Consider the following 25516-nt stretch of genomic DNA (forward strand, 5'->3'; position numbering starts at 1 on the left):
GAATCTCGAACAACACAACCCCCGAACAAAGTCAGGTGTTGCAACCACCACTAGAACCCAAGGTGAAGGGGGCCTTCACGCGCTTTGTGACGTGCGTCGCCTTGCAGTGCAACTAGGTGCATATGAAACTAGGTGCATGGCACTGGAGCACGCGATCCTGGTTTCGCTGTCCGAGCGGTCCGGCTCGGGCTACGAGCTGACCCGCCGCTTCGAGAAGTCCATCGGGCTGTGGTGGAACGCCACCCACCAGCAGATCTACCGGGTCCTCAAGCGAATGGAGGACGCGGGCTGGGTCGCCGTCGACCAGGTCGCGCAGTCCGGGAAACCCGACAAGAAGGTCTACACCGTCGGCGACGAGGGCCGGGCCGAACTGGCCCGCTGGCTCGCCGAACCCGATCCCGCCGCCACCGCGCGCGAACTCGCCGTCAAGATCCGCGGCGCGACACTCGGCGACCCCGGTGCCGTCGCCGCCGAGATCACCCGGCATCGCGACGCGCACGCGGCCCAGCTCGACGCCTACCTGTTGATCGAGAAGCGCGACTTCCCGGATCCGAGCGTCCTCAGTGGACAGTCGTTGCACCAGTTTCTCGTGTTGCGCGGAGGAATCCGAACCGAACAGGGCCACGTCGAGTGGCTCGAGGAAGTCCTCCAGGCATTCCACCACGATGCGTAAGGACCTGCGATGAGCCAGTACCCGAACCTGCTGTCCCCGCTCGATCTCGGCTTCACCACCCTGCGCAACCGGGTGATCATGGGGTCGATGCACACCGGCCTCGAAGACAAGGAAGCGCATTTCCCGCAACTGGCCGAGTATTACGCCGAACGCGCCCGGGGTGGTGTCGGGCTGATCGTCACCGGCGGGTTCGCGCCGAACCGGACCGGCTGGCTCCTGCCGCTGGCGTCGAAGCTCTCGACGCGCGCGGAAGCCAAGGCGCACAAGCAACTCACCGATCCGGTGCATGAGGCCGGCGGCAAGATCGCACTGCAGATCCTGCACGCGGGCCGGTATTCCTACCACCCGCTGAGCGTTTCCGCGTCGAGTATCAAGGCGCCGATCAACCCGTTCAAGCCGCGGGCCCTCTCCGGGTACGGCGTGCTGCGGCAGATCCGCGCGTTCGCCGATTGCGCCTTCCTGGCCAAGGAAGCGGGCTACGACGGCGTCGAGATCATGGGCTCCGAGGGCTACTTCATCAACCAGTTCCTCGCCGAGCGGACCAACAAGCGCACCGACAAATGGGGCGGCAGCGCGGAAAACCGCCGCCGGATCGCCGTCGAGATCGTGCGCCGCACCCGTGAGGCCGTCGGCGAGGACTTCGTCATCATCTACCGGCTGTCCATGTTGGACCTCGTCGAAGGCGGCCAGCGCTGGGAAGACGTCGTCGCGCTGGCCAAGGAGGTCGAAGAGGCGGGCGCGACGATCATCAACACCGGGATCGGCTGGCATGAGGCGAGGGTGCCGACGATCGTGACGTCGGTGCCGCGCGCGGCCTTCACCTGGGTGACCGGGAAGCTCAAGCCGCATGTCGGGATCCCGGTGGTCACGTCGAACCGGATCAACATGCCGGAGGTCGCCGAGGAGGCGCTGGCAGGCGGCGACGCGGATCTGGTGTCGATGGCGCGGCCGTTCCTCGCCGACCCGGAGTGGATCCGCAAGGCCGAGACCGGACGCGAGGACGAGATCAACACCTGCATCGCCTGCAACCAGGCCTGCCTCGACCACGCGTTCAAGCGGAAACTGGTGTCCTGCATGGTCAATCCCCGCGCGGGCCACGAGACCACGCTGACCCTTTCCCCGACCCGCAAGACCAAACGCGTTGCCGTCGTCGGCGCGGGTCCCGCCGGGCTCGCGGCCGCGACCGCCCTCGCCGACCGCGGGCACGCCGTCGAGCTGTTCGAAGCCGACGACGAGATCGGCGGCCAGTTCGGGATCGCGCGCAAGATCCCGGGCAAGGAGGAGTTCGCGGAGACCATCCGGTACTACACGCGACGCCTGGAGGTCACCGGCGTCAAGGTGTGCCTCGGCACCCGCGCGACCGCCGCCGACCTGGTCGGCGGCGGATTCGACGAGGTCGTGCTGGCCACCGGCGTGACGCCGCGGGTGCCTTCGCTGCCCGGTATCGACCACCCCAAGGTTCTGTCCTATGTGGACGTCGTCCGGCACGGGAAACCGGTGGGCGCGAAGGTCGCCGTGATCGGCGCGGGCGGGATCGGCGTGGACGTCAGCGAATTCCTGACGCACACCACCTCACCCGCGCTCGATCTGGACGCGTGGATGGCCGAATGGGGTGTCACCGATCCCGAGCGGGCGGCGGGCGGGCTGACCGAGCGGAAGATCGAACCGTCGCCCCGGCAGGTCTTCCTGCTGCAGCGCAAAAAGTCCGGTATCGGCGCGGGTCTGGGCAAGACCAGCGGCTGGGTGCACCGGGCGGCGCTGAAGGCGAAACGCGTCGAGCAGCTCACCGGGGTCACCTACGACCGGATCGACGACGACGGACTCCACATCACCGTCGGTGACGAACGGCGAGTGCTCGATGTGGACAACGTCGTCGTCTGCGCGGGACAGGAGCCGGTACGCGACCTCGCCGACGAGCTGCGGGCGGCCGGTCTGCCGGTGCATTTGATCGGCGGCGCCGACGTCGCGGCCGAACTGGACGCCAAACGGGCCATCGATCAGGGCACCCGCCTCGCCGCCGTTCTCTGACGAGTGGGCTCGCAGATGGCAGGATGAACACTTGTGGGAGACGTATGCGTGATCGGGCTCGGGTTGATCGGCGGTTCGCTGCTGCGTGCGGCGCACTCGATCGGCCGCACCACGTTCGGGGCGACGACCTCCGAAGCTGACGCGGACGCCGCCAGCAGGGCGGGTTTCGACGTCACCACGCAGGTCGAAGCCGCGCTGAGCAAGGCGGCGGAGCGGGACGCGATGATCGTGCTCGCGGTCCCGCTACCCGCGGTCGAAGAGGTGCTTCGGACCGTTTCGCGGGTCGCCGGGCATTGCGTGCTCACCGACGTCACCAGCGTGAAGGGCCCGGTGCTCGACGCCGTCCGCCGCCGCGCGCCCTACGCGAAGTTCGTCGGCGGGCATCCGATGGCCGGGACCGCGGAGTCCGGCTGGAAGGCGAGCAACCCGGCGTTGTTCGGCGGGGCCGCGTGGGTGCTCGGCGTCGAGCACGACACCGACCTGACCGCGTGGGCCGAGGTCGCGCGGCTGGTGCTGGACGTCGGCGCGCACGTCGTCCCGCTGCCCGCGGACTCGCATGACGAGACGGTCGCGCGGATCTCGCATCTGCCGCATATCTTCGCGGCCATCCTGGCCACGATCGGCGCGCAGGGCGGGCCGCTGGCGATGTCGCTGGCGGCGGGGTCCTACACGGACGGCACGCGGGTGGCCGGGTCGAGCCCGGCGCTGGTGCGGGCGATGACCGAGGGGAACCGGGACGCGCTGCTGCCGATCGTCGACGAGGCGCTCGGACGGCTGGGCGCCGCGCGGGGTTCGCTGGCGTCGACGGGCGGGCTCGCGGTGACGGTCAACGCCGGCTACGAGGGCGCGCAAGCGTTTGCGGCCAGCAAAGATGCGGAGCGCGCGGGAGTACGCGTCAGCTTGAGCGCCCCGGACGCCCGTGACGGGCTGATCGCCCTCGGCGAGCGCGGCGGCTGGATCACCGCGATCGAGGGCGACACCGCGATCGGCGAGGTCTCCTGACGCGTTTCGTCCTCTGGATGCGGTAGTCGCGCATGCAAGGACCGCATCCAGAGGACTAAACGCATGGGGTTACTGGCCCGGGGGCGGCTGCGGCGGCTGCTCCTGGGAGGGCGGGTTGTCCGGGGTGTCGTCGAACTTGTTGATGAAGCCCTTCGCCTTCTCGACGCCGGAGTCGATCTGGGAGTCGTGGCCGGAGAACTTCGACTTGGCGAAGTCCGCCACCTTGTCCACGCCGCCCTCGATCTTGTCGTTGTGCTCGCGGAGAGCGTCGGTGGCCTTGTTCTTCAATTCATCGAAGTTGATGCCCATGGCCTCATCGTCACACAGGTTCCGGGGTGCCCGCCCGCGACGAGGGCACCGATCACCCGTCGCGGGGACGGCCGCTCAGAACGGCCGGTCACCCACGATGGCGACACGTTCGGCCACCCGCGCGTACGGGTGGTAGTCGTTGACGGCGTAGTGCTGGGTGGCGCGGTTGTCCCAGAACGCCACCGAACCGGGCCGCCAGCCGAAGCGCACCTGGAACTCCGGGATGTGCGCGCGGCTGAACAGGTACCGCAGGAGCCTGTCGCTCTCCTCGCGGTCGAGTCCGACGATGTGGGTCGTGAAGGCCTGGTTCACGAACAGCGTGCGCCGTCCCGTTTCCGGATGCGTGCGGACGACCGGATGCTCGACCGGCGGGAAGGCGTCCTGATGCCGCCGGAGTGTTTCCGGATCGGAGAAGCGGGCGAAGCCGGGGATGAAGTCGTGCACCGCGGTCAACCCGTCGATCCGTTCGCGGACGTCTTCCGGCAGGTTGTCGTAGGCGGCGGCCATGTCGGCCCAGATCGTGTCGCCGCCGACGGGCGGCACCTCGATCAGCCGCAGGACCGAACCGAGGGCGGGCGCGGGCCGGAAGGTGACGTCGACGTGCCAGATGTTCTCGAACGCGGGCATGGTCGCCGACCGGGTGAACCGGGTGGTGTCCTCGGTTTCGCCCCGCGGGATGAACGGGTTCGTCTCCAGTTCACCCCAGTGGGCGGCGAACGCGCGCTGCTGCGCCGAGGTGATGCGCTGGTCGCGGAAGAACAGCACCTTCCATTCCAGCAGCGCGCGGTTCAGTTCCGCCTGGAGGGCGGGGGTCAGCGGTTCGGCGAGGTCGACGCCGCCGATCTCGGCGCCGATGACCCGTCCCAGCGGACGCAGCGCGAACAGCTCGTAAGGGCGTTCTTCCACGCCTTCCGGCAGGCGCCGCAGTACGCGCGGCCCTTCGAGGATTCCGCCGTCGGGGACGTGCGCCGGGCGGAGGAGGACACGGTCGGGCAGTTCGATGGACATGCCGGGGCTCCAGGGTTTCCGATTTCCGGGATGACGAAGACGGCCACCTTCACGGGATGGCCTTCGCTGGGAAACGCGGTTACGCGGGCGGAGAGCCCAGCCGTCCACGGCGCAGGAGCAGTGCGGCGACGCCTTCACCCACCGAGCGGGCGGGCGCGAACTCCCAGGTGATGGACACGACGTCATGGTGGGCGCACTCCGGCACGCGGTCAACACCGTCCACCGGGCGGGACGATCACCGGCGCCGCTCGTACGGGAAACTTCCCGACCAAGGGTTCCGTTGCTCGCGCGGCCGCAACGCCTCCGCCAGCACCCACTGCGAGTGCGTCGTACCGCCCTGCCCGACCGGGCCGAGCTGGAAGGTGACCCAGCCGACCCAGTGCCCCGTCGTCGTCGCCCGCCACATCCCCAGCAGTCCGGGGACGGTGGCCGTCAGGTCCAGGCCGTCGGGCAGGCGGGTCTTCACCGCGCCGACGGGGTACACCAGCTTGAGATCGACCCAAACGGGCTGGTTGGGCCGGACCATGTGCAGGTGACGCGGCCCCGGCGGCAGCGTGTCACCAGTGTCGAGCATGCGTCGATTATGCGTGAAATCTCGAACATTAGTTCGAGACCATGCTCACCCTCCCCCGTACGGGTGGGTCACGTGGGGAAGGTCCGGCCGCCGAACGCGGCGGCCGGTACCGGGTACGCGCCTTGCCGCAACGGGCCGTGCTCGAACAGGACGACCATCGCGTCGGCCTTGCCGCCGACCCAGGCTTCGAGCTGCCGCTGTCCCTCCTTGTGCGCCGCGCGATAGATCGACTCGACGGTGCGTAGTTCGATGGTGCTTCCGTCGTCGAACTCGACGGTGATCATGGCGAGTTCGAGGGGTGCCCCGGTGGGCCTTCGCACGATGACCGATTTCGCGGCGTGCCAGCCGGTTTCCCGCACCGCCCGGAATCTTCTCGCCCAGCGCCTCATCGCCGCCAAGCTCAGCGGAACCGCGAACAGGGCGACCAGCGCGGCGAGGATGTGCAGTCCTGCCTGGACACCGTTGAAGGTGCCGATGCCCGGCACCAGACTCGTCACCGCGAGGACGAAGGTGGTGGCCCAAAACGCGGCGAAGAGTCCCGCGTTACGGCTCAAGGTGCGCAGCCGACGGGTTTCCGCCTCGAGTACCGAGCCCTCCTCCTCGCTCAGCCAGGTGGACTTCGCGAAAGACCGGATCCGGTGACTTTGCCGTGCCGCGGCGGCTCCGGTGACGACGCCCAGGGCCGCCATCGCCGACATGATCGTCACGTCCGTCACGAACTCGGGCCCACCCACCCACGAACGGCCTTGATTCCGCAGGCCGACGGACAGCACCACGCCGAAGACGAGGAATCCCAAGGCACCCAGCACTGCCGCGAGGACCAGCTGATTTCGCCGTCGCATCAGGACGTCCACGGGATGCGAAGCGGCAACGGGGACTTCCGGGATCGAGGGGTGCGGGGCCGACGCGGCTCGCCGTTGTCTCCGGTTCATCGGCTTGCGCACCTGCTCGTCCATACCGGGGATACGTCCGGTCGACGGCGCGGGTTGCCCCCGCTGTTCCTCAGGCACGGCGGTGGTACGGCAGGAACCGCCGGACCAGCCGCAGCGGCGCGCGTTCGACGAGGTCGGGGCCGCGCACGGCGTCGAAGGCGGCGCCGATCTGGTCGACGACACCGGACAGCCGTTCGTTGTCGGGCATCGGCATCTCCGCCGGGTCCCGTTCCTCGCGGACGGCGGCCGCGAGTTCGGCGAGCGAGGCAGTCAGCAGGGCGATGTCGGCTTCGGCGGGGGCCGGGGCGCCGCGACCGAGGGTGACGCCGACCTCGGTGACGGCGTCGGCGACGCGTTCGAGTCCGGCGATCACCGGCCACCAGGCGACGGCCTGCCGTCCGGCGGCGGAGGGTTCGACGACGACCTGCTGGAACGCGGTCCGCAGGTCGGCCAGCGCGCGGTAAGCGCGGCGACGGGCGCGTGAGCGTTCCAGGCGCGCTTCGCCCGAAGGCGCCAGCACGAGGCCCTTGTCGACGTATTTCACCAGGCTGTCGAGGCTGTCGGCGAGCCGTCCGCCGACCTGCGGGCGACGGCTTCCCGGCCAGAGCAGGTAGCCGAAGAGCAGCACGATCGCGCAGCCCAGCACGGTGTCCACCAGCCGCGCGAGCACGACGTCCCAGCTTCCGGTGCTGGCGAGGTCCATCTGCAGGATGATCAGCGGCGTCACGAACGCGCTGAGGATGCCGTAGTTGCGGACCTTGCCGACCGCGACGCCGCCCGCGAACACGGCGATCAGCAGCACCAGGAGCCAGCCCTCGCCGCCCGCGGCGAGCACGGCCGCGCCGATGCCGACGCCGATCACCGTGCCGATCCCGCGCAGTACCGCGCGGCCGAACACCGAGCCGAAGTCGGGTTTGAGGACGATGCCGACGGTGAGGGTGATCCAGTAGGAGCGTTCGAACGGGACGAGCAGCGCGACGACTTCGGCGATCGCGACGCACAGGGTGAGGCGGAGCGCGGCGAACCAGGTGAGCGGACCGGAGACGAGCGAACCCGCCCAGCCCCGCAGACGCCTGTGCCACGGCTGGACCTCGCGCCGTTTCCGGTTGTCGCCCTTGCCGATCCTGGCGAGGCCCGCGTACAGCGCGGCGAGGACCGGGTCGGCGTCTTCAGGCGCTTCGGGAGGCTCCGGCAGCTCCTGGTTCGCGAGGACGGCGGCCGACGTCGCGATGAAGTGGTCGATCACGTCGTCCGGGGCACGGCGGCCGGCGTTGACCATCGCGACCGACGCCTCGACGGCCGGGGTGCTGGCCGAAAGCAGGTTGAGCAGCTGACGGTAGGTGGCGTCGCGGCCCGACAGCCAGGATCGCGCGGTGAGCAGCCGGTCGTACGCGGTGTTCATCGCGGTCGTGAGCTGGTGGCGCGCGACGCGCGAGGTGGCTTCGTCGGTCGCGGAGAGCATCGCGGCGAGTTCGACGTAGACGTGCGCGACGGCGCCGCGTTCCGGGCTGGTGGCGCGGAAGGTCCAGGTGGCGAGCGCGACGAGCAGGCTCCAGGCGGCGCCGACGCAGAAGTAGCCGAGGAGGAGTTCGACGCGCAGGCCGGTGACGTGCTGGCCGGTGCCGAGCACGCAGAAGACGAACATCTGCAGCCCGGCGACCGAGGCGTTGCTGCCCGCCGCGCTGATCAGCGCGGACACGGCCGCGACCCCGACGACGACCGGGATGGACGCGGCGGGGACGCCGCCGGTGATCAGCCCGGCGAAGTAGCCGAGGGCGGCGGCCGCGGTGGCGCCGCCGAGCCGCCGGGCGCGGTAGCGGTACGGGCCCGCCGATTCGGACAGGACGGTGGGCAGGGCGCCGGTGGAGATGAGCGCGCCGACGCCGATGTCGCCGAGCGCGTAGCCGACGGCCAGCGGCACGGCCAGCGCGAGGACGGCGCGGGCGACCATGTTCCAGGGAATGGGAACCGGTGTGCTGCGCAGCAGCTGCACCAGCCAATGCGGTGCGGCGATCTCGCGGCGCGTCGTGCTCACGCCCCTATCTTGACTTATCCGTCGCGGCCGGAGCGGTTATCGTCGCCACATGGGCAAGACGTACTCCTTCGAGATCAACCGGACGAGCAGCGCCTCGCCCGCTTCCCTTTTCGCGCTGGAAGCCGACGGTTCCCGATGGTCGGAATGGGCGAAGCCGGTGGTGTTCCACTCGCGCTGGGCGCGGAAACCGGACGACGGCGAAGTGGGCGCCGTCCGGGCCGTCGGCCTGTGGCCGGTGTATCTCCACGAAGAGACGCTGGAGTACGAACAGGACCGAAAGCACGTCTACGGCTTCGCGGGCCTCGCGCCGCTGAAGGACTACCGCGCCGAGGTCTCGTTCACGCCGAACGCCTCCGGTGGCACGGATCTGCGCTGGACCGGCCGGTTCACCGAACCGGTGCCCGGCACCGGCGCCGCCGTGTGCACCGCGCTGCGCGCCGTGGTCTCGCTCCTGGCCACTCGCCTGGTGAAACACGCCGAACGCGCCTGACGTCTCGTGAGTGGTAATGACGGTTAGAACCGTCATTACCACTCACGAGATCAACCGGCACCGAGGCACAAAAAGGGGCGCCGCAGCGGATCGGCGGCCATCGCCTGCGCGAGCGCCAGCGCGGGCGCGGTCCCCGAGGCCAGCCGTCGATGCAGGTCGGACATCGCGTCGGCGGCGGCCTTGTCGCCGACCCGCGCGATCGCGCCGATGACCGTCCGTGAGCCGCTGGCGAGCAGCGTCCCGGCGAAGCCGAGCGCCTCCTCGCCGGGCCGGATGTGACTCATCGCGAGTTCGCAGGCGGCCAGCACCACCCGTTCCGGCGGATGCGCGAGCCGGGCGGTTTCGTGCGCGTACAACGGGCCGCCGACCAGTTCCAGCCGCGAGAACAGCGCGTTCGCCGGTTCGTGCGCGCCGTGCGCGACCAGATGCGCCATCCCGGAACCGTCCAAAGCGGACAGTACGGTTTCGCTGGTCGCGTCCATCCCGTCGACGAGCCGGGCCCGCGGGTACACCGCCCGCAGGTTCCGCACCTCACCGACCGAACCCGGTACGCCGGGGCCGCCGGCGAGCAGGACCGGCCCCTCGTTCCGGCGTCCCGACGCGGTCACCCAGGCTGTCGCCGACGGCGCGATCGACACCGGATGTCCGTGCAGTGATGGCAAAGCGCCCCAAGGCAGCGCGTACAGCGAACCGATCGGCACGATGATCAGCTCGCGGTTCTCCAGCGTCTTCGCCAGCGACGCGGAGATCAGCTTGTCCAGTTTGTCCGCTCGGCGCCGCGCGGAGCCGGTGACGACCTCGACCAGCGGCGCGGGCAGGTTGTCCGGGGCCAGCGCGTCGAGGTCCGCGTGCAGCTGCCGCGCGGTCTCGACGATCTCCGCGAGCGGCCCCAGTTTCAAGAGCTGGAACCGGCCGCGGTCGACGACCACCGCGTACAGGGTGTCGCGGTATCCCATCAGGCTGACCAGCACGCGGTCCCCGAGTCGCTCGACCACCTCTTCGGGTGCCGAAACCGGCCGCGGACGGCCCCATTTGCTGGTGTACCACCCGAGCCGGGTCGCCTCCTGCTGCAAGCGGTCGTAGCGCTCTTCGAGTTTCCCGACCGGCTCACCGGACAGCCGCCGCGCCTGGATCGTCCCCTGCAGATGCCGCATTTCGTTGATGTGCCGGGCGAGCGCGGGATCCTCGATGACCGGGAGCGGTTCGTAGCGGTACACCTGCGCGCGCGTGCGTTCCAGCCACGCGAACAGGCTTTTTGCCCCGGCGCCGCTGCGCCTCGCCTTCTTGAGCACCAGCGTGAGCGCGAGTTTGCCCAGTTCCTCGCCGTGCGCCGCCGTCCCGCAGACGAGGTCGAGCCCGCCCATGCGGTCGCGGATCTGCCCGAGTTCCGCCAGCCCGGCCCGCGCCTGCGCGAGCGCGGAACGCGGCCGGTGGGAGGCCACCGCGAGTTCGGCCCGGCACAGCCGCAGCAGCATCCGGTGGTCGATCGGGGTGGTCTGCCGCGGTTTCGGCACCTGCGCCAGCAGGTGCTGCGCGGCGGCCGTCTCGTCGCGACGGAGCAGCAGCCGCACCGCGAACATCCTCGCCGCGCCCGCCTCGTCGCGAAGGCCGAGTTCGGCCAGCCGGACGGCGAGATCGGCCAGCCGTTCCGGCAGTTTCGCGGACGGCTTCTTCTCCCGGTCCGCCAGGACCTTCACCGCGTCCGCGCGGAGCCGGGTCAGCGCGGCGATCTCCGCCCAGCGCCCCTTGCCGCGCCGCAGGAAACTCCGCCGCGCCGACGCCGCGAGCTTCTTCGCCAGCGCGTAGTCGCGTTCCAGGATGGCGGCACCGGCCCTGGCGACCTCCGCCTCGGCGACGAGGTGCACGGCGCCGTTGCGCCGCAGTTCCGGGATGGCGTCGTCGAGATGCCGCGCCGCCTCTTCGGCGAGCCCCGCGGTGAGCAGCGCCTTCGCCTGATCGAGGCGGACGAGCGGCAGCGAACCGGAGCCGTCGGTCACGAAGATCGCGGCGGCCTGCTGGTAGTGCCGGAGGGCTTCCGGGATGTCGCCCAGCAGCTGCGCGTGATCACCGAGGTTGTGCTGGATCTTCCCTTCCAGCCGCCGGTATCCGTGCTCGACGGCCAGGTCCAGCGCGCGGACGAGGTCCTGATAGGCCGCGTCCGGGTTGCTCATCTCCAGGTGCAGCCACGCGAGGTTCACGAGCGACCGGGTCAGCACCAGGCTGTACTTGGCGCCTTCCGCGGCCAGCCCCGGCAGGAACGCGTTGTTGAGCGCGAGCGATTCCTCCAGCCGGCCGGCGCGCATCAGCACGACGGCGCGCTGCAGCCCGACGACGAACCGCAACTCGTGCCGGACGTCGCCGTCCGGCAGCAGCAGCCGGATGCGTTCCGCCTCTTCGAGCCGGGCGAGACCGTCCTCTTGGGACGCGATCTCCGCTTCGGCCGCCGCGAGGCTGATCAGGATCCGGACCCGGACCTCCAGCCGCGCCACGCGGTCCTCGTCCACCGGTCCCAGCAGGACGAGCGCGCGCCGCATCAGCCGGATCGGCCTGCTGAGCCCGTGATCCGCGGCGGCGGCCTTCGCCTGGGCATGAAGCTCGGCCGCCTCTTCGGCTACGGGATCGACGACAGGAGGCGACGGCGCGGGCACACGCACTATGGGAGCACACCCCCGCCGCATAACGGAACAGCCGTCCGGTTAGAGCACCACTGTCGGGGTCACGACGGTCCGGCGACAGGTCACGTCACCGAGGTGGATCACGATCTGGGTGGTTCCCTGGGGAACGTTGTCCAGCACGAACCGCCCGCCCTCGTCGGCGGTGGTGGAACTCGTCCCGTGCTCGGCGACGCGAACCTCCACTCCGTACTCGCCGGCGGGCACGAGCCAGCCGTCGATCCGGTGCTTCTTGCCGATCTTGGTGAGGTTGATCATCACGGTCAGATCGCTGACGGTGAAGGTGATCGTGCCGGTGTCGCTGCCGCGGACGCCGGCCGTGGCGTCCATCCGTTCCCAGCGCGCGACCTCGACATCGAGGTTTTCGAGTGCGAGCGCGAACTGAACCCGCTGCACCAGATCTCCCGGTGGCGGGTCCAATTCGTCCATGAAGCGCCCGATATCGGCCAGCAAGGCCTCATCGCCCGGGGAGGTCATCTCCCCCGGCGTCCCGAGGTCGTTCATCGGCTTCCCCCTTCGTGGGCCAGCAGGTCGCGCATCGATTCGAGGCAACGGCCCCTGGTCGGGCCTACACTTCCGCGCGGCATGCGGAGTGCTTCGGCGACCAGTTGGTATTCGGCCCGTCCGGCGAGCACGGTCAGCCGGAGGAGCTGCTGACAGCGGTGCGGCAGCCGGAGGAAGGCGCGCCAGACCCGGCGATCCCGGTCGGCGCGGACGGCTTCCTCCTCGGGAGCCGGATGGGTGCTCTCCATGTTTTCGGCCAGCTCGTCGGTCAGCGGGACGGGCTGGGCGCGGCGGCCGAAGGGATGCTGTGCTTCGCGCCTGGTGGTGGTGATCAACCAGGCGGCGAGCGCCTTGGGGTCACGGAGTTTCTCGAGCTGACTGAACAGGGCGAGCCACACCGTCTGGACCACGTCCTCGGCGGTCAGGCGATCGAGCCCGTTCGCACGCGCGACATGCCACACGAGCGGGGTCAGCTCGTGCACAAGTCTGTCCATCGCCTGGCGGTCACCGGCCCGCGCCGCACGCATGCAGGCGGCATGGAGATCGGCACCGGTCAGTCCTTCCCACGGCGGGTCTACCTCGGTCGTTTGCACGTCGGTCACCGTATCTGCCCCACTTCGGACGTGTCTTCGTGTCGGCGCTGGCAGTATCGCGGGCCCTTCGGGGAGAAGGAGCGTGCTGGAAGCTCTGGGATACATCAAGTCACTAACTTTTTTGTCGAGTTTCGGTCGTCACCGTCGTCGTCCTGGGCGAGGACAAAGGCACCGGCCGGCGCGAGTAGGTGTGGACTGCGCACCGGCCGGTCCTTTTTCCCTCCCCCCGGGCCCGCTCCCCAACGGGCCCGCGTCCGGGCGTCCCCCTCCCCCGAAGGAGCACCCGGAGGGGTGATGCCCGGAGGCCCCCTCGGCCTCCGGACATCACCCGTCTGTGGTGGTTCAGTTCACCGGCGGATCAGTGCTGTGCGGCTCCCAGTTGCCGTCCGGGCTGGTGCCGGGACGGGGCGGGACCGGGGCCGTGATCGGGCGCGGCTTCGGGGTCTCTTCGAGGTCCTCGGTCGCCGTGGCTTCGTCGTCGACGGGTGCGGTGTTGATCTCGGTAGTCATCGGGTGTCCCTCATTTCCTCGACTGCTCCATAGGACGCAACGAGGCTGCCACCAGATACACGCAGAGCCAGCTTTTTCGGATAACTTTCTTAATCTGTGGCAGTCGAGTGACCTGATCAGCACTTTTCCGGCGAAAAGGTGTCACTGAGTAATTGCCGGCTCACGTCGGCGAGTTGCCCGGCCCAGCGCCGGTAACCCTCGGGACCGGGGTGGAAACGGTCCTCGGCGAAGGTCGCGGGATCCAGCATCGCGGCGGGCATCGGGACGTGGACGACGCCGGGCAGCAACGCCAGCCGGGCGGCCGCGGCGTCGAGGGCGGCCGATCGCGCGCCGAGGACGTCCCGCAGCGGACGCGGCAGGGCGGGGAACCGGCCCATCGGCGGCACACCGGCCAGCACCACCGGGATCCGACCGGCACGACGGCGCAGGGAAACGATCAGATCGAGCAGGTCACGCCGGTAGCGCGTGGCCGAATGCAGTTCGATCGTGTCGTTGACGCCGAGCGCGATCACCACGAGGTCGGCGGGTTCGAGCAGCGGAAGCAGCTCCTCGCGGACGACGCGCGCGTTGGCCCCGGTCTTCCCGACGGCCTGCCAGGCGACCGCGCGGCCGTCCCGCGCGAGCTCTTCCGCGAGCCGTCCGGTCAGCGCCTCGGCGTGCGTCGCCGCGCCGACGCCGTCCACAGTGGACTCGCCGAGCACCGCGAGCCGCAGCGGGCGGCCCTCGCCCCGCACCAGGCCGCTGACCGGTCCGGTCGCGCCGGGCAGCCTGGGCGTCGTACGGCGCACCCGGACCGCCTGCGCGAGAAGGATCGGGGCGAGCATCACCGCACGACTGATCACCCCGCGACTCTATGTCCCGCGTTCAGTCCTCTGGACGCGATCGTTACGCACGCAACAACCGCCTTTAACGACGCATCCAGAGGACGAAATGCGAGGGGGACGCAGTCAGCCCTGGGCGATCGAGACGGTCTGGCGGATGAGCGAGTCGTCCGCGGCCGCGCGCAGCAGGTAGTCGGCGACGTCGGCGCGGTTGATGCGGTAGCTGCCGCGGACGTTGCCATCGGTGCGGGCCGCGATCGCGCCGGTGTGCGCTCCGTTCAGCAGCCGCGGCGGGCGCACGATCGTCCAGTCGACGTCGCTCGCGCGCACGACCCGCTCGGCGGCGACCATGTCGGCGAACGCGTGCCGGAGGACCCTGCCCAGGATCGGCTTGACGACAGTGCGGGTGAAGAACGTGTCGCCGTCGGTGAAGGGACCGCTGGCGCTCACCAAGAGCAGCCGGCGGCCGCCCGCCGAACGCAACGCGGCGAGCGCGGCGTGCGCCCCGTCGGTGACGACGGTCGTCGGGCGGCGCGCACGGGCGCCGAGGGCCGAGATCACAGCGTCGCGCCCGGACACCGCCTCGGTCAGCGCGCCGTGCTCGGACAGTTCGGCGACGACGACCTCCAGCAGATCGCCCTCGGCGGTCAGCCGGGACGGGTCGCGGACGACCGCCGTGACGTGGTGGCCCGCGGCCAGCGCCTGCTCGACGACCTCGGACCCGACCCCGCCGGTAGCGCCGAAAACGGTGAGTTTCATGGTCACGCCTTCCTGGGTTAGTGAACACTCACCCACTATGGTGAGTGTTCACCCACCACTTGTCGAGCGAACGCTGAGAAGCCCTCAGGAGCGAACATGGGAAGCCGCGAGGAGATCGTCGCCGCGGCGGCGAAGGTGATGCGCGAGCAGGGCTACGCGCACGCCACCACGAAGGCCATCGCGCGGGCGGCCGGCTACTCCGAGGCGCTGCTGTACAAGCACTTCAAGGACAAGACCGAGATCTTCATGAGCGTGCTGACCGAGCGGCTGCCCGCGCTCGGGACGACCTTGGACGAGCTGGTGGAGACGGCGTCGGACAACCCGCTCGCGGCGAATCTGGCCCGGCTGGCGCGGATCACGTTGTCGTTCTACCTGGAGAGCTTCCCGATCGCGGTGTCGCTGTTCTCCTCGCGGGAGCTGCTCGCCACCCACCGGGAGCGGGTCATGAGCCGGCAGCGGGGGCCGGACGTCCCGCTGGTCCGCGTCGTCGAATACCTGGGCGAGGAGGCCCGGCTCGGCCGGATCCGCGCGGACGCGGATCTGGAGGCTTCGGCGTCCCTGCTGCTGGGGGCCTGTTTCCAGTACGCGTTCCTGGCGTCCTTCGAGGACCGCGACCCGGCCCCGGCCGAGCTGGACGAGTGGGCGGAAAGGCTCACGAAGACCCTGGTGGTCGCGTTGAGCTGAAGGGAACTTTCCCCGCATGCGATGCGAGGAAAGCGCCCTTCGCCGCGTGAGATGAGGTGAAGGGCCCCTTCAGCCCACCACCCGCAGGGCTCTACTTGCCCTTGTCGGCCTGCATCTCGTGCCACTTGGCGTACATGTCGTTGAGCTCCTTGATCATGAAGCTCAGGAAGTCGCGCATCTCCGCGACGCGCACCCCGGCGGGCGTGTCCGGCCCGAGCGCCGAGACGCCTTCGTCGGCGGCGTCGCGCCACATGGTGATCATGCGGTCGCGTTTCATGAAGGTGGCGTACCAGAGGTCGTCGAAGAGCCGGTAGTGATCGCGGCGCGAGCCCGGCTCGCGTTCCTTCGCGACCAGCCCGATCTGTTCCAGGTACCGCACCGCGCCGGAGATCGCGGCGGGGCTCACCGCGAGCTGCTCGGCCAGCTCGGCCGCGGTCAGGCGGCCGGCGTCGGTGGTCATCAACGCGGCGAACACCCGCGCGGGCATGCGCTGCATCCCGATCTGGGACAGCGTGAGGCCCAGGTGCTCCACGTAGCGGCGGACGGCGTCCTCGTCTCTCTGGGTGCTCGAAGCACTCTCAGGCGTCGTCATGAACAACATCCTCTCGTACAACCCCCAGAGTGATCACACCATCCATACGTTTTCTTAACTTCACAACTTCGTGAAATCACTGTACCTTCAGTCGCATGGAAAACGCCATCTCCATCTCCGGCCTCCACAAATCCTTCGGCCGGACCAAGGCTCTCGACGGCCTTGACCTGCGGGTACCCGCTGGGGAGGTGCACGGTTTCCTCGGTCCGAACGGGGCGGGGAAGTCGACCACCGTCCGGGTCCTGCTCGGCCTGCTCCACGCGGACTCGGGGGACGTCCGCCTGCTCGGCGGCGATCCCTGGAAGGACGCGGCGAGCCTGCACCGGCGCCTGGCCTACGTCCCCGGCGACGTGAACCTCTGGCCCAACCTCTCCGGCGGCGAGGTGATCGATCTGCTGGGGCGGCTGCGGGGCGGACTCGACCAGCGCCGCCGCAAGGATCTCATCGAGCGCTTCGACCTCGACCCCAAGAAGAAGGGGCGCACCTACTCCAAGGGCAACCGGCAGAAGGTCGCCATCGTGGCCGCGCTGGCCTCGAACGTGGACCTGCTGATCCTCGACGAGCCGACCTCTGGCCTCGACCCGCTGATGGAGGCCACCTTCCAGTACGCGATCCAGGAGGAGCGCGAGCAGGGCCGCACGGTGCTGCTGTCGAGCCACATCCTGGCCGAGGTCGAAGCGCTCTGCGACAAGGTCAGCATCATCCGCAACGGCCGCACCGTCGAAACCGGCACGCTGGCCGAACTCCGCCACCTCACCAGGACGACGATCTCGGCCGAACTCGCCGGCCCGCCCAACGGGCTGACCAGGCTGGAGAACATCCACGATCTCAAGGTCGAGGGCAACCGGGTGCGGTTCGACGTCGAAACCCGTTCCCTCGACGACGCCCTGCGCCGGCTCACCGAGGTCGGCGTCCGCAGTCTGACCAGCCAGCCGCCGACGCTGGAAGAACTCTTCCTCCGCCACTACACCACCGAGGCGAGCGCGAAATGACCGCGACACTCGACCGGCCCGCGCACGCGGCCCGACCGGCCTCCCGGCTGGTCGGCACCTGGCAGCTGACCAGGCTGGCGCTGCGGCGGGACCGGGTCGTCCTGACGATCTGGATCGTCCTGCTGGGGATCGCGCCGTCGAGTACGGCGGGCACCTTCGAAACGCTGTACCCGACGGCCGCCGAACGCGCCGGGCTCACCACGAGCATGGGCGCCAACCCGTCGATCGCGGTGATCTACGGACCGGCCTTCGACCTCTCGACGGCGGGCGGGTTCACCGCCTGGCGGCTCGGCGGCTTCCTGGCGCTGCTCGTCGCGTTGATGGCGGTCTTCACCGTCACGCGGCACACGCGGGCGGAGGAGGACTCCGGCCGCGCCGAACTGCTGGCGTCCGCGGTGGTCGGCCGGTACTCGGCGCTGACCGCGGCCGTACTCGTCGCCGGCGGCGCGAGTGTCCTCATCGGACTGATCGAGACCGCGCTGATGATCGGCGCGAAGATGCCGTCGGCCGGGGCTTTCGCGCTCGGCGGCGCCACCGCGGCCACCGGTCTGGTCTTCACCGCGGTCGCGGCGGTGGCCGTCCAGGTCGCCGAGTACTCGCGGACGGCGAACGGGATCGGCGCCGCCGCCGTCGGGATCGCGTTCCTGCTCCGCGCGGTCGGTGACTCGACGGCCGACGCGGGATGGGTCTCGTGGCTGTCCCCGATCGGCTGGGCGCAGCAGCTCAGGCCGTTCGCGGACGAACGCTGGTGGGTGTTCCTGCTGCCGCTCGCCGCGGCCGTGGTCGTCGGCGGTGTCGGCTACGCGCTGATCCCGCGGCGCGACGTCGGCACCGGCCTCCTTCCGCCGCGGCCCGGCCCCGCCGAAGCGGCTTCGTCGCTGCGGAGCCCGTTCGCGCTGGCGTGGCGGTTGCACCGCGGGCCGTTGATCGGCTGGCTGATCGGGACGGCGATCTGCGCCGGGGTGTTCGGTTCGGTCGCGAACGGGATCAGCGACATCGTCGGGCAGAGCGAGCAGGCCCGGCAGATCTTCCAGCGGATGGGCGGCACCGACGCGCTGGTCGACGCCTTCATGGCGGCGATGGCCGGCATGTTCGCGATGGTCGTCTCGCTCTACGGCGTGCAGGCCGCGCTGCGGATCCGCACCGAGGAGACGGCGATCCGCGTCGAGCCGCTGCTCGCCACCGGGGTCGGCAGGCTGCGGGTGCTGGGGAGCCACCTCGTGTTCGCCTTCGGCGGCACCGCGCTGATGATGGTCGTCAGCGGTGTCCTTTTAGGACTTTCGAACGGCATGCGGGCCGGAGACGTGGGCGGCTCGGTCGGTGACCTCGTGGTCGCCTCGCTCGCGCAACTTCCCGCGGTGTGGGTGATCGTCGGTCTCGCCGTGACGTTGTTCGGCCTGGCGCCGAAGTACTCGACGGCGGCGTGGGCGATCGCCGGGCTGGCGTTGCTGCTCAGCCTGTTCGGCCCGGTGCTGAACCTGCCGCAGGTGCTGCTCGACGCCTCGCCGTTCTCGCACGTTCCGAAACTGCCCGCCGCGGAGTTCACCGCGACACCGCTGAGCTGGCTCGCGGGAGTGGCGGCGGTCGCGCTGGCGGCCGGGGTCGCCGGCTGGCGACGCCGGGACGTCGGCTAGCGAGGGGGAAAGCCGTGAGGGCCGCTCATCGGGGGCGGCCTTCACGGTTCTTGCCGTACCACGCCGCCCGGCCCGGCGACCAGTTTCACGACCGGCACCCCGCCACCGCATTCCTCGCCCGCCGGATAACTGAGCACCGGCGTCACGTCGAGGACGTGGGGTTTCCCGTCGTCGAAGGTCACGGTGGTCTTCACCGGCGTGAGCGGCAGGCCCTGGACGGGCACGGTCGCGTACTTGCCGCCGGTCGGCACCGCCTTCCCCGAGCACACTTCGCCCACGCAGCCCTGGTCCTCGGTACGACTGGCCGGGTACAGCTCGGCGGCTTCGGTCACGCATTTCCCCGCCCAGCAGAACTCGAGCTTCACGCGGCTGAGCCCGGCGGCCGCCTCGGGCGGGACGTCGAGGGACACGCCCTCCATCAGGGCCAGGGCGGGGCAGTTCTCGCCGCCGCCTCCACCGGACTGGCCGCACGCGGTCAAGGTCGCGAGCAGGAGCACGAAAACGGGTAGCCGCCGCATAGTGGACAGACGACGCGAAGGGCCGTCCGGGTTGCATCAGTCGCGCCGGTATCCCGGATCCGAGCTGGGCGGGAGCGTCGACGGGGTGGGCGACGACGTCGAAGTGGCCGACGGCTTCACCGTCGTGGTCACCGTGCTCGGCGGCGGCGTGCTGGTGCGGGTGATGGTGAGCGGCTCCGGGACGATGGCGGGCACGGTCACCGTGACCGGCCCGACGGAGCGGGAAGTCGTCGCCGGGGAAGGGGTCGTGCTGACTTCGTGCCCGCGGCGCTCCGGTTCGCGCCCGGCCACGAGGAGCGCGGCCACGAGCAGCCCGGTGGCGAGGCCCGCGAGACCCGCGACCGTGACGGAACCGGTGGTGGGACCCTGACCGAACATCCGGCACCCCCTCGCCATGCGAAGCGCAGGTACGAGGACTTCTCGCGTTGATCTTACGTTTTGTTACGCAGCGTGCAACTTGAGTGGAATGTGCGCGGGTCCGCGTCAGGAGGCTTTGCGCAGGCCGTCGACCACGACGCGGACGAGATGACGACTTTCCGGCGAATACCGTTCCGCGGCGAGGCAGCCCGCGATCAGGGCGCGCAGGTCGTCGCCGTCGATGTCCTCGCGGACCGCGCCCGCGGCCTGCGCGCGGATCAGCAGCGCCTGCAGCGCCGACCGGAAGTCGGTGCCCGCGCCCGCTTTGAAACCCAGCCCGGTCGTCTCGGCGAGCGCGTCGCAGAGGGCCCGGTTCAGGGACGCCTGCTTGACGACGCGCTTGAAGAAGTCGAAGAACACCTCGCCGGGATCATCGGCGGCCAGCAGTTCGCGTGCTTCCTGCGCGAACTGCTCGATGCGTTCCAGGACGACGGCCTGGAACAGCGCTTCCTTACTGGGGAAATGCCGGTAGACCGTACCCGCGCCGACCCCGGCGAGGCGGGCGATCTCGTCGAGGGGGACGGCGAGGCCGTCGACGGCGAAGGCCTGTTCGGCCGCCGCGAGCACCTTCGCGCGATTGCGTCTCGCGTCGGCGCGCAGCACGGGCTTGTCCACTGTTCCCCCTCCTCAACCGGGTCCGGCGTTCCGATTCAACGCCGCCGGTGGTGAGGGCATTCCTCAGTGGACTGCGGTCTGCGTCGCATCCGGGGTGAGGAAACCCTGGACGGTGGTGAAGAGGTAGTCCCAGACACCCGGGATCAGCACCACCGCGGCGATCGCGAACACCGGGAAGATCAGCCGGTTCTCCACGTTCTTGCCGGTGCGGAACCGCAGCGGTTTCGGCGGCCGGATCTCGTACCAGGTCTCACCCGCGATCGGGATCGGGAACAGGAACGGGCAGCCGGACTCGGTCAGCGCGTCGCCGAGGCAGTGCACGAAACAACCGGCCGCGACGGCGATGCCGAGCCAGCCGGAGATCTCCGCGAGCTGCGCCGCCTTGTCGGGTGGCGCGGTCCACACCCACCAGCCGATCGCGGCGCCGCTGACCGGCAGGAGCCAGTCGCCGAGCGCGCCTTCCGCGAGCAGCAGGCCGAGGACGACGACCCCGAACACCGCCCACGGTCCCCCTTCGGCGGTACCCCAGGACGTCAGGAACCCGAGGCCGACGGCGAACAGCACGGTGTGGGACAGATGGCGGTGCTTACCGGTGACCTTCTCGTCCCGAGGCCCCTTGGTCAGCGCGTACAGGGCGGCCGAAACGCGGCGCAGCAGCCAGGAGATCGCCCCGGTGAACCAGCCGAGCAGCTTCGACGCGCGGGCGCCCGGATGGTCGAGGTCGGGAAGGAGCGCGAAGCCGGCGGTGGTCGCGGCGAAGACGACCGCCTGGTGCACCGTGCCCGCCCCGACGACCGGTGCGAGCGCCAGGCCCGCGCACCAGCCGGTGAGGGCATGCGTCCGCCCCATCATCGTGCTGCCCCCAGGTGTCGCGGATCAAGAGCCCACGACCGTAGCGGGGGATCAGGCGGGGGGCTCTTCCGACACGCTGAGGTGCTCGGCCACGCCGGTGAGTTCGATCACTCGGCTCACCTGCGGGCTGGGGACGACTTCCAGTTCGACCTGCTTCTCGGCGGCCTGACGCTGTGCCTGGAGCACGACGTTCAGCGCCGAGGAGTCGAAGAAGGTCACGCCGGTCAGGTCGGCGACGACCCGTCCCGACGGTTTGTCCGTGATCAGGGCCCCGAGGGTCTCCTGCAGCTGCGGGCTCGTCAGCAGGTCGAGCTCGCCGGTGACCACCACGCGCGGTGCTGAAGCGTCGGCGTCCAGCGTGATGCTGAAACCGGGCGGCGTGGTGTTCTGCTCCGCTGCGGGCATGCACATTCTCCTCATCAGGTGAACTCCGGCGCTCAGCGCCGGAGCTCGCCTGTGGTCTCAAGCTACGGCCGCGCCCAGTCCGGACACGGACGCACGCTCTTCTTCGGCGGGTAGGCGTGGCTGTCCCCGCAACGACAGTCTCAACCCTAACCCAGTCCGGACGGCGCGCCACGATCGCCGTCACGCGCGTCGCCGACCGGTGCCCGGGACGCGCTCAATGCGCGGTCAGTGCCTTGCGCCCGGCGCGGCGTTCCCGCAGGAACAGTTCGCGGCGCTCGATCTCCCCGAGACCACCCCAGATGCCGTACGGCTCCTGCACGGCCAGCGCGTGCTTGCGGCACTGGGCCAGCACGGGGCAGGTCTGGCAGATCGCCTTGGCACGGGATTCGCGCCGCTCACGGGCCGAACCGCGCTCGTTGTCCGTGTGGAAGAACAAGCTGCTGTCGGCGCCTCGGCACGACCCACGGAGCTGCCAATCCCACTCTTCCGCCACCACGTTCGGCAGCCGGCTCACGTCAGCCATGTCGGTCCCCGCCTTCCAAGGAGATCGTTTGTCGCCCGTTACATGCCCGCCGCCTGTGCGAGTCAAACGTGGGTTTGGTTTGCTCACACCCAGGGCATTGAATCGATCTGTGACGCGCAGCGTCTCGTTTGAGGGCGGCGGCGGGGGCATGGACGGACAGACGGCAGCGCGCAGCCGGAGAGAGGACCGACACGTGGTGGACAACACCCCGCCCAGCGGCGAGGGCGCTCAACTCATCGAGGTACGCACGGCGGCGGTACCCCATGTGGTGCCGACTCTCCGGACGATCGTCGCGGACATCGCCATGCGCCAGGACTTCGATCTGGACGCCGTCGAGGATCTCCGGATGGCGGTGGACGAGGCGTGCTCCATGCTGTTGCCTTCGGCCGCCGACGGGCATCTGAACTGCGTTTTCTCGTGGAAGGACGGGCGGATCGAGGTGACCGTCTCGGTGCTTTCGGACTCCCCGGAGCCCGACGACGAGACCGGTCTGTCCTGGCAGCTGCTCACCGCGCTGGCGACGTCCGCGCGGCGGAGCGTCACCCCGGCCGACGGCGGCTACCTGTCCAGGGTGGAACTCATCCGGGAGAGCGAGGCGGCCCGGCCGTGACCGATCCCGTCGGGCAAGACGGCGCGGACGTTCCGGCCCTGTTCGAGCGCATGTGCGCGCTGCCCCAGGACGACCCCCGGCGCGAACGGCTGCGGGACGACCTGGTGCGCGCGCATCTGGAACTCGCGCGCAACCTGGCGCGCAAGTTCCGCAACCGGGACGAGTCGATGGAGGATCTGGTCCAGATCGCGACGATCGGGCTGATCCACGCCGTCGACCGTTTCGACCCCGCCCAGGGCAGCGACTTCCTGGCCTTCGCGGTGCCGACCATCTCCGGCGAGCTGCGGCACCACTTCCGCGACAACAGCTGGTCGGTCCGGGTGCCGCGGCGGCTCAAGGAGCTGAACGCGAACATCTCGGCCGCGCGAGAGGAACTCACGGTCCGGCTTTCGCGCGCGCCGAAGCCGAGTGAGATCGCGGCGCATCTCGGCGTCCCGGTCGACGAGGTCTTCGAGGGTCTGCGCGCCGGTCAGGGCCGGTACGGGGCTTCGCTGGACAACCTCCTGGAGAACTCGGCGCACACCCGCTTCGGCGAGGCGGACGCCAACCTGAGCCAGGCGGAGCTGCGCGAGGCGCTGCGGCCGATGCTGGAACGGCTGCCCGATCGCGAGCGCAAGATCGTCGCGCTGCGGTTCGGCTCCGGGATGAGCCAGTCGGACATCGCGCGCCGCGTCGGTGTCTCCCAGATGCAGGTGTCCCGGCTACTGGCCTCCACGCTGCAGAAACTGCGTGAAGGGCTGACCGAGACGGAACTCACCGACGGAGTCTGATTCGACCTTCATCCTTATGGGTATCAGGGAGACGAACAGCGGATCTGGGAGTCTCTCGCGAGGGGAGGTAGCAACCATGACGATGTCCAAGACGCGATCGGAGGGCTCGTTGCCGGTGGTCTCCCTGCCCCTCCCGGTGGATGTGACGGCTCCCGCCGTCGCGCGGCAGGCGGTGCGGGCGACGCTCGCGAGCCTCGGCTTCGACGACCTGGCCGCCGACGACGTGCTGCTGGCGACCTCCGAGCTGGTCACGAACGCCTTCGAGCACGGCGAGAAACCGGACAAGCTGGAGGTCGAGTACTCCGACGGAAGGCTCACCCTGCGGGTCTTCGACTCCGGCACGAACCGGCCGAGGCTGAAGGAACCTTCCCCGATGGCGGCGCGCAGCCGCGGTCTGCAGCTGGTGCACGCGCTGTCCGAGGACTGGGGACACGAGCTGTGCGCGGGCGGGAAGTACGTCTGGGCGGTCTTCAGCCTTCACCGGACCGAAGCCGCAGGCTGACCGCGGCGTCCGTCTCCGCGATGCGTTGCCGGAGCGGCTTCCGCTCCAGTGCCTCGATGGCGGCCGCCAGGACTTCCCTGAGCGGGTACGGCAGTTCCGCCTCCAGCTGGTCGGCCGCGGCGCTGGTCGCCGCCCACTCGGCTTCGAGGGTCGGCATCAGCTTTCGTGCTTTGTCGGTCAGGGAGACGATCCTCTGCCGGGCGTCGGTCCCGCGTTCGAGCGAGACGAGGTCCTGCCGCGCCATCTGCGCGATCGTCTGGCTGGCCGCGGAATGCGTCACGCCGACCTCGGCGGCGAGGTCGCGGATGGCCAGCGGGCCACGGGCGACGATCGCGCGGACGAACGGGGTGAACCGCGGGCGGTAGTCCCCCAGCCCGATGTCTTCGAAGAACGCGGAAACGTCCGCTTCGGTCACTTCGAGGACATGCCGCAGCAGCGTGCCCATCCCTCGTTCCCTCGGTGGTCTGCCCACCCGCGCAGCATATCCACCTAGGATCACGATCATGGAGACACGGAAGGTCGCCCGGCTCGGCCGCGAAGTCGGCGTGGTCGGACTCGGCTGCTGGCAACTCGGCGCGGACTGGGGCACGGTCGACGAGGCCGACGCGCTCGCCGTCCTGCACGCCGCGGCGGACTCAGGGGTCACCTTCTTCGACACCGCGGACGTCTACGGCGACGGCCGCAGCGAGCGGCTCGTCGGCCGCTTCCGCGCGGAACGCGGCGACGACGCGCTCTTCTTCGCCACCAAGATGGGGCGCCGCGCCGAGCAGGTGCCGGAGAACTACGTCGCCGAGAACTTCCGCGCCTGGAACGACCGTTCGCGCGCGAACCTCGGCATGGACACCCTCGATCTCGTCCAGCTGCACTGCCCGCCGACGCCGGTGTACTCGTCCGACGCGGTGTACGACGCCCTCGACGCGATGGTCGACGAAGGGCGGATCAAGGCGTACGGCGTCAGCGTCGAGACCTGCGAAGAGGCCTTGACGGCGCTTGAACGGCCGAACGTGGCTTCGGTGCAGATCATCCTCAACTGCCTGCGGCTCAAGCCGCTCGAGCGAGTGCTTCCGGCCGCGGAGAAGGCGGGCGCGGGGATCATCGCACGCGTGCCGCTCGCGTCGGGCCTGCTTTCCGGCCGCTACACCGCATCGACCACCTTCGGCGAGGACGACCACCGCAACTACAACCGCCAGGGCGCCGCGTTCGACGTCGGCGAGACCTTCTCCGGCGTGCCCTTCGACGTCGGCCTCGAAGCGGTGGAGCGCCTGCGGGCGTTCGTCCCGGAGGGCCGGACGCTCGCCCAGTTCGCGTTGCGGTGGATCGTCGACCGGCCCGGGGTCAGCGTCGTCATCCCCGGCGCGCGCGACGCCGGGCAGGCGAAGGCGAACAGTTCGGCGGCCGACCTGGCCCCACTGACGGCCGAAGCGACGGCCGCCGTCGAACAGGTCTACGACGAGCTGCTGAAACCGTTGATCCATCCGCGTTGGTGATCTCG

The 25516-nt window shown here is 70.0% G+C and carries 30 protein-coding genes; 11 read left to right on the forward strand and 19 right to left on the reverse strand.

What is annotated here, in order from left to right; translation table 11 throughout:
* Positions 1 to 136 precede the first annotated feature (136 nt).
* Genes L324_RS27795 through L324_RS27805 form a run of 3 tightly spaced genes read left to right on the forward strand, consistent with a single transcriptional unit; the run spans position 137 to position 3703 of the window.
* Positions 137 to 673, forward strand: a complete 537-nt coding sequence (locus L324_RS27795) for a PadR family transcriptional regulator (RefSeq protein ID WP_037315082.1) — start codon at positions 137 to 139, stop codon at positions 671 to 673.
* A 9-nt stretch (positions 674 to 682) separates the two neighbouring features.
* Entirely contained in the window at positions 683 to 2701 is a 2019-nt protein-coding gene (locus L324_RS27800) for an NADPH-dependent 2,4-dienoyl-CoA reductase (RefSeq protein ID WP_037315088.1), read from the forward strand.
* A gap of 48 nt (positions 2702 to 2749) precedes the next feature.
* A complete protein-coding gene (locus L324_RS27805; protein ID WP_037315093.1) occupies positions 2750 to 3703 on the forward strand; it encodes a prephenate dehydrogenase in 954 nt (317 codons plus the stop codon).
* A 69-nt stretch (positions 3704 to 3772) separates the two neighbouring features.
* Here L324_RS27805 and L324_RS27810 read toward each other — a convergent pair whose 3' ends face one another.
* The 5 genes from L324_RS27810 to L324_RS27830 form a co-directional block, all read right to left on the reverse strand.
* Complete coding sequence (locus L324_RS27810; protein ID WP_037315097.1) at positions 3773 to 4012, reverse strand: antitoxin; 240 nt, start codon at positions 4010 to 4012, stop codon at positions 3773 to 3775.
* Positions 4013 to 4087: 75 nt separating this feature from the next.
* Positions 4088 to 5020, reverse strand: coding sequence for a TauD/TfdA dioxygenase family protein (locus L324_RS27815; protein WP_037315099.1), 933 nt, complete (start codon positions 5018 to 5020; stop codon positions 4088 to 4090).
* 235 nt (positions 5021 to 5255) lie between these two features.
* Positions 5256 to 5594 (reverse strand): hypothetical protein, encoded by a 339-nt coding sequence (locus L324_RS27820; RefSeq protein WP_037315101.1) that lies wholly within the window; start codon positions 5592 to 5594, stop codon positions 5256 to 5258.
* Positions 5595 to 5662: 68 nt separating this feature from the next.
* Positions 5663 to 6604 carry an ABC transporter ATP-binding protein gene (locus L324_RS27825; RefSeq protein ID WP_152547023.1) on the reverse strand — a complete coding sequence of 314 codons (942 nt, stop codon included), beginning with the start codon at positions 6602 to 6604 and terminating at the stop codon, positions 5663 to 5665.
* Positions 6597 to 8561, reverse strand: a complete 1965-nt coding sequence (locus L324_RS27830; protein WP_037315108.1) for an FUSC family protein — start codon at positions 8559 to 8561, stop codon at positions 6597 to 6599. The genes L324_RS27825 and L324_RS27830 overlap by 8 nt, the downstream gene beginning before the upstream one ends.
* 49 nt (positions 8562 to 8610) lie before the next feature.
* On the opposite strand from L324_RS27830, the gene L324_RS27835 reads away from it, so the two are divergent.
* A complete protein-coding gene (locus L324_RS27835) occupies positions 8611 to 9051 on the forward strand; it encodes an SRPBCC family protein (protein WP_037315111.1) in 441 nt (146 codons plus the stop codon).
* 50 nt (positions 9052 to 9101) lie between these two features.
* On the opposite strand, the gene L324_RS27840 is transcribed toward L324_RS27835, so the two are convergent.
* From L324_RS27840 to L324_RS27860, 6 genes are all read right to left on the reverse strand, one after another.
* Positions 9102 to 11585, reverse strand: coding sequence for a CHAT domain-containing protein (locus tag L324_RS27840; RefSeq protein ID WP_152547041.1), 2484 nt, complete (start codon positions 11583 to 11585; stop codon positions 9102 to 9104).
* 162 nt (positions 11586 to 11747) lie between these two features.
* Entirely contained in the window at positions 11748 to 12227 is a 480-nt protein-coding gene (locus tag L324_RS27845) for a hypothetical protein (RefSeq protein ID WP_007030725.1), read from the reverse strand.
* On the reverse strand, positions 12224 to 12829 hold the full coding sequence (locus L324_RS27850) for an RNA polymerase sigma factor (RefSeq protein ID WP_037315114.1): 606 nt from the start codon (positions 12827 to 12829) through the stop codon (positions 12224 to 12226). Before L324_RS27850 ends, L324_RS27845 begins: the two co-directional genes overlap by 4 nt.
* 333 nt (positions 12830 to 13162) lie before the next feature.
* The gene (locus tag L324_RS43145; RefSeq protein ID WP_162835884.1) at positions 13163 to 13330 is read right to left on the reverse strand and encodes a hypothetical protein; all 168 of its coding nucleotides are present in this window, start codon (positions 13328 to 13330) and stop codon (positions 13163 to 13165) included.
* A gap of 116 nt (positions 13331 to 13446) precedes the next feature.
* On the reverse strand, positions 13447 to 14172 hold the full coding sequence (locus L324_RS27855) for an SGNH/GDSL hydrolase family protein (protein WP_037315117.1): 726 nt from the start codon (positions 14170 to 14172) through the stop codon (positions 13447 to 13449).
* 105 nt (positions 14173 to 14277) lie between these two features.
* Positions 14278 to 14910 carry an NAD(P)-dependent oxidoreductase gene (locus L324_RS27860; RefSeq protein ID WP_037315120.1) on the reverse strand — a complete coding sequence of 211 codons (633 nt, stop codon included), beginning with the start codon at positions 14908 to 14910 and terminating at the stop codon, positions 14278 to 14280.
* Between the two features lie 96 nt (positions 14911 to 15006).
* Here L324_RS27860 and L324_RS27865 point away from each other — a divergent pair, with 96 nt between their 5' ends.
* On the forward strand, positions 15007 to 15594 hold the full coding sequence (locus L324_RS27865; RefSeq protein WP_037315122.1) for a TetR/AcrR family transcriptional regulator: 588 nt from the start codon (positions 15007 to 15009) through the stop codon (positions 15592 to 15594).
* 91 nt (positions 15595 to 15685) lie between these two features.
* Here the strand turns inward: L324_RS27865 and L324_RS27870 are convergent, their stop codons facing one another.
* On the reverse strand, positions 15686 to 16186 hold the full coding sequence (locus L324_RS27870; RefSeq protein WP_037316488.1) for a GbsR/MarR family transcriptional regulator: 501 nt from the start codon (positions 16184 to 16186) through the stop codon (positions 15686 to 15688).
* A gap of 95 nt (positions 16187 to 16281) precedes the next feature.
* On the opposite strand from L324_RS27870, the gene L324_RS27875 reads away from it, so the two are divergent.
* Positions 16282 to 17178 (forward strand): ABC transporter ATP-binding protein, encoded by an 897-nt coding sequence (locus tag L324_RS27875; protein WP_037315125.1) that lies wholly within the window; start codon positions 16282 to 16284, stop codon positions 17176 to 17178.
* Positions 17175 to 18812 carry an ABC transporter permease gene (locus L324_RS27880; RefSeq protein ID WP_051174131.1) on the forward strand — a complete coding sequence of 546 codons (1638 nt, stop codon included), beginning with the start codon at positions 17175 to 17177 and terminating at the stop codon, positions 18810 to 18812. Before L324_RS27875 ends, L324_RS27880 begins: the two co-directional genes overlap by 4 nt.
* Before the next feature lie 41 nt (positions 18813 to 18853).
* Here the strand turns inward: L324_RS27880 and L324_RS27885 are convergent, their stop codons facing one another.
* The 6 genes from L324_RS27885 to L324_RS27910 form a co-directional block, all read right to left on the reverse strand.
* On the reverse strand, positions 18854 to 19330 hold the full coding sequence (locus L324_RS27885) for a hypothetical protein (protein ID WP_037315128.1): 477 nt from the start codon (positions 19328 to 19330) through the stop codon (positions 18854 to 18856).
* A 36-nt stretch (positions 19331 to 19366) separates the two neighbouring features.
* The gene (locus L324_RS27890) at positions 19367 to 19708 is read right to left on the reverse strand and encodes a hypothetical protein (protein WP_037315131.1); all 342 of its coding nucleotides are present in this window, start codon (positions 19706 to 19708) and stop codon (positions 19367 to 19369) included.
* Positions 19709 to 19813: 105 nt separating this feature from the next.
* Positions 19814 to 20362: a TetR/AcrR family transcriptional regulator gene (locus L324_RS27895; RefSeq protein ID WP_037315135.1), complete on the reverse strand. Its 549-nt coding sequence runs from the start codon at positions 20360 to 20362 to the stop codon at positions 19814 to 19816.
* Positions 20363 to 20425: 63 nt separating this feature from the next.
* Positions 20426 to 21211: a metal-dependent hydrolase gene (locus L324_RS27900; protein WP_037315138.1), complete on the reverse strand. Its 786-nt coding sequence runs from the start codon at positions 21209 to 21211 to the stop codon at positions 20426 to 20428.
* Positions 21212 to 21265: 54 nt separating this feature from the next.
* Positions 21266 to 21619, reverse strand: a complete 354-nt coding sequence (locus tag L324_RS27905) for an STAS domain-containing protein (RefSeq protein ID WP_037315141.1) — start codon at positions 21617 to 21619, stop codon at positions 21266 to 21268.
* A 214-nt stretch (positions 21620 to 21833) separates the two neighbouring features.
* The gene (locus L324_RS27910) at positions 21834 to 22142 is read right to left on the reverse strand and encodes a WhiB family transcriptional regulator (protein ID WP_037315146.1); all 309 of its coding nucleotides are present in this window, start codon (positions 22140 to 22142) and stop codon (positions 21834 to 21836) included.
* A gap of 193 nt (positions 22143 to 22335) precedes the next feature.
* Between L324_RS27910 and L324_RS27915 the strand changes: the two genes are divergently transcribed.
* From L324_RS27915 to L324_RS27925, 3 genes are all read left to right on the forward strand, one after another.
* Complete coding sequence (locus L324_RS27915; RefSeq protein ID WP_037315149.1) at positions 22336 to 22752, forward strand: ATP-binding protein; 417 nt, start codon at positions 22336 to 22338, stop codon at positions 22750 to 22752.
* Positions 22749 to 23522, forward strand: a complete 774-nt coding sequence (locus L324_RS27920; protein ID WP_037315152.1) for a SigB/SigF/SigG family RNA polymerase sigma factor — start codon at positions 22749 to 22751, stop codon at positions 23520 to 23522. Before L324_RS27915 ends, L324_RS27920 begins: the two co-directional genes overlap by 4 nt.
* A 76-nt stretch (positions 23523 to 23598) precedes the next feature.
* Entirely contained in the window at positions 23599 to 24024 is a 426-nt protein-coding gene (locus L324_RS27925) for an ATP-binding protein (RefSeq protein ID WP_037315155.1), read from the forward strand.
* On the opposite strand, the gene L324_RS27930 is transcribed toward L324_RS27925, so the two are convergent.
* The gene (locus L324_RS27930; protein ID WP_051174132.1) at positions 23993 to 24469 is read right to left on the reverse strand and encodes a MarR family winged helix-turn-helix transcriptional regulator; all 477 of its coding nucleotides are present in this window, start codon (positions 24467 to 24469) and stop codon (positions 23993 to 23995) included. The two genes, L324_RS27925 and L324_RS27930, sit on opposite strands and share 32 nt — an antisense overlap.
* A gap of 58 nt (positions 24470 to 24527) precedes the next feature.
* Here L324_RS27930 and L324_RS27935 point away from each other — a divergent pair, with 58 nt between their 5' ends.
* The gene (locus L324_RS27935) at positions 24528 to 25511 is read left to right on the forward strand and encodes an aldo/keto reductase (protein ID WP_037315161.1); all 984 of its coding nucleotides are present in this window, start codon (positions 24528 to 24530) and stop codon (positions 25509 to 25511) included.
* Positions 25512 to 25516: the final 5 nt, after the last annotated feature.

Source organism: Amycolatopsis orientalis DSM 40040 = KCTC 9412 (assembly GCF_000478275.1).
Lineage (GTDB): Bacteria > Actinomycetota > Actinomycetes > Mycobacteriales > Pseudonocardiaceae > Amycolatopsis > Amycolatopsis orientalis.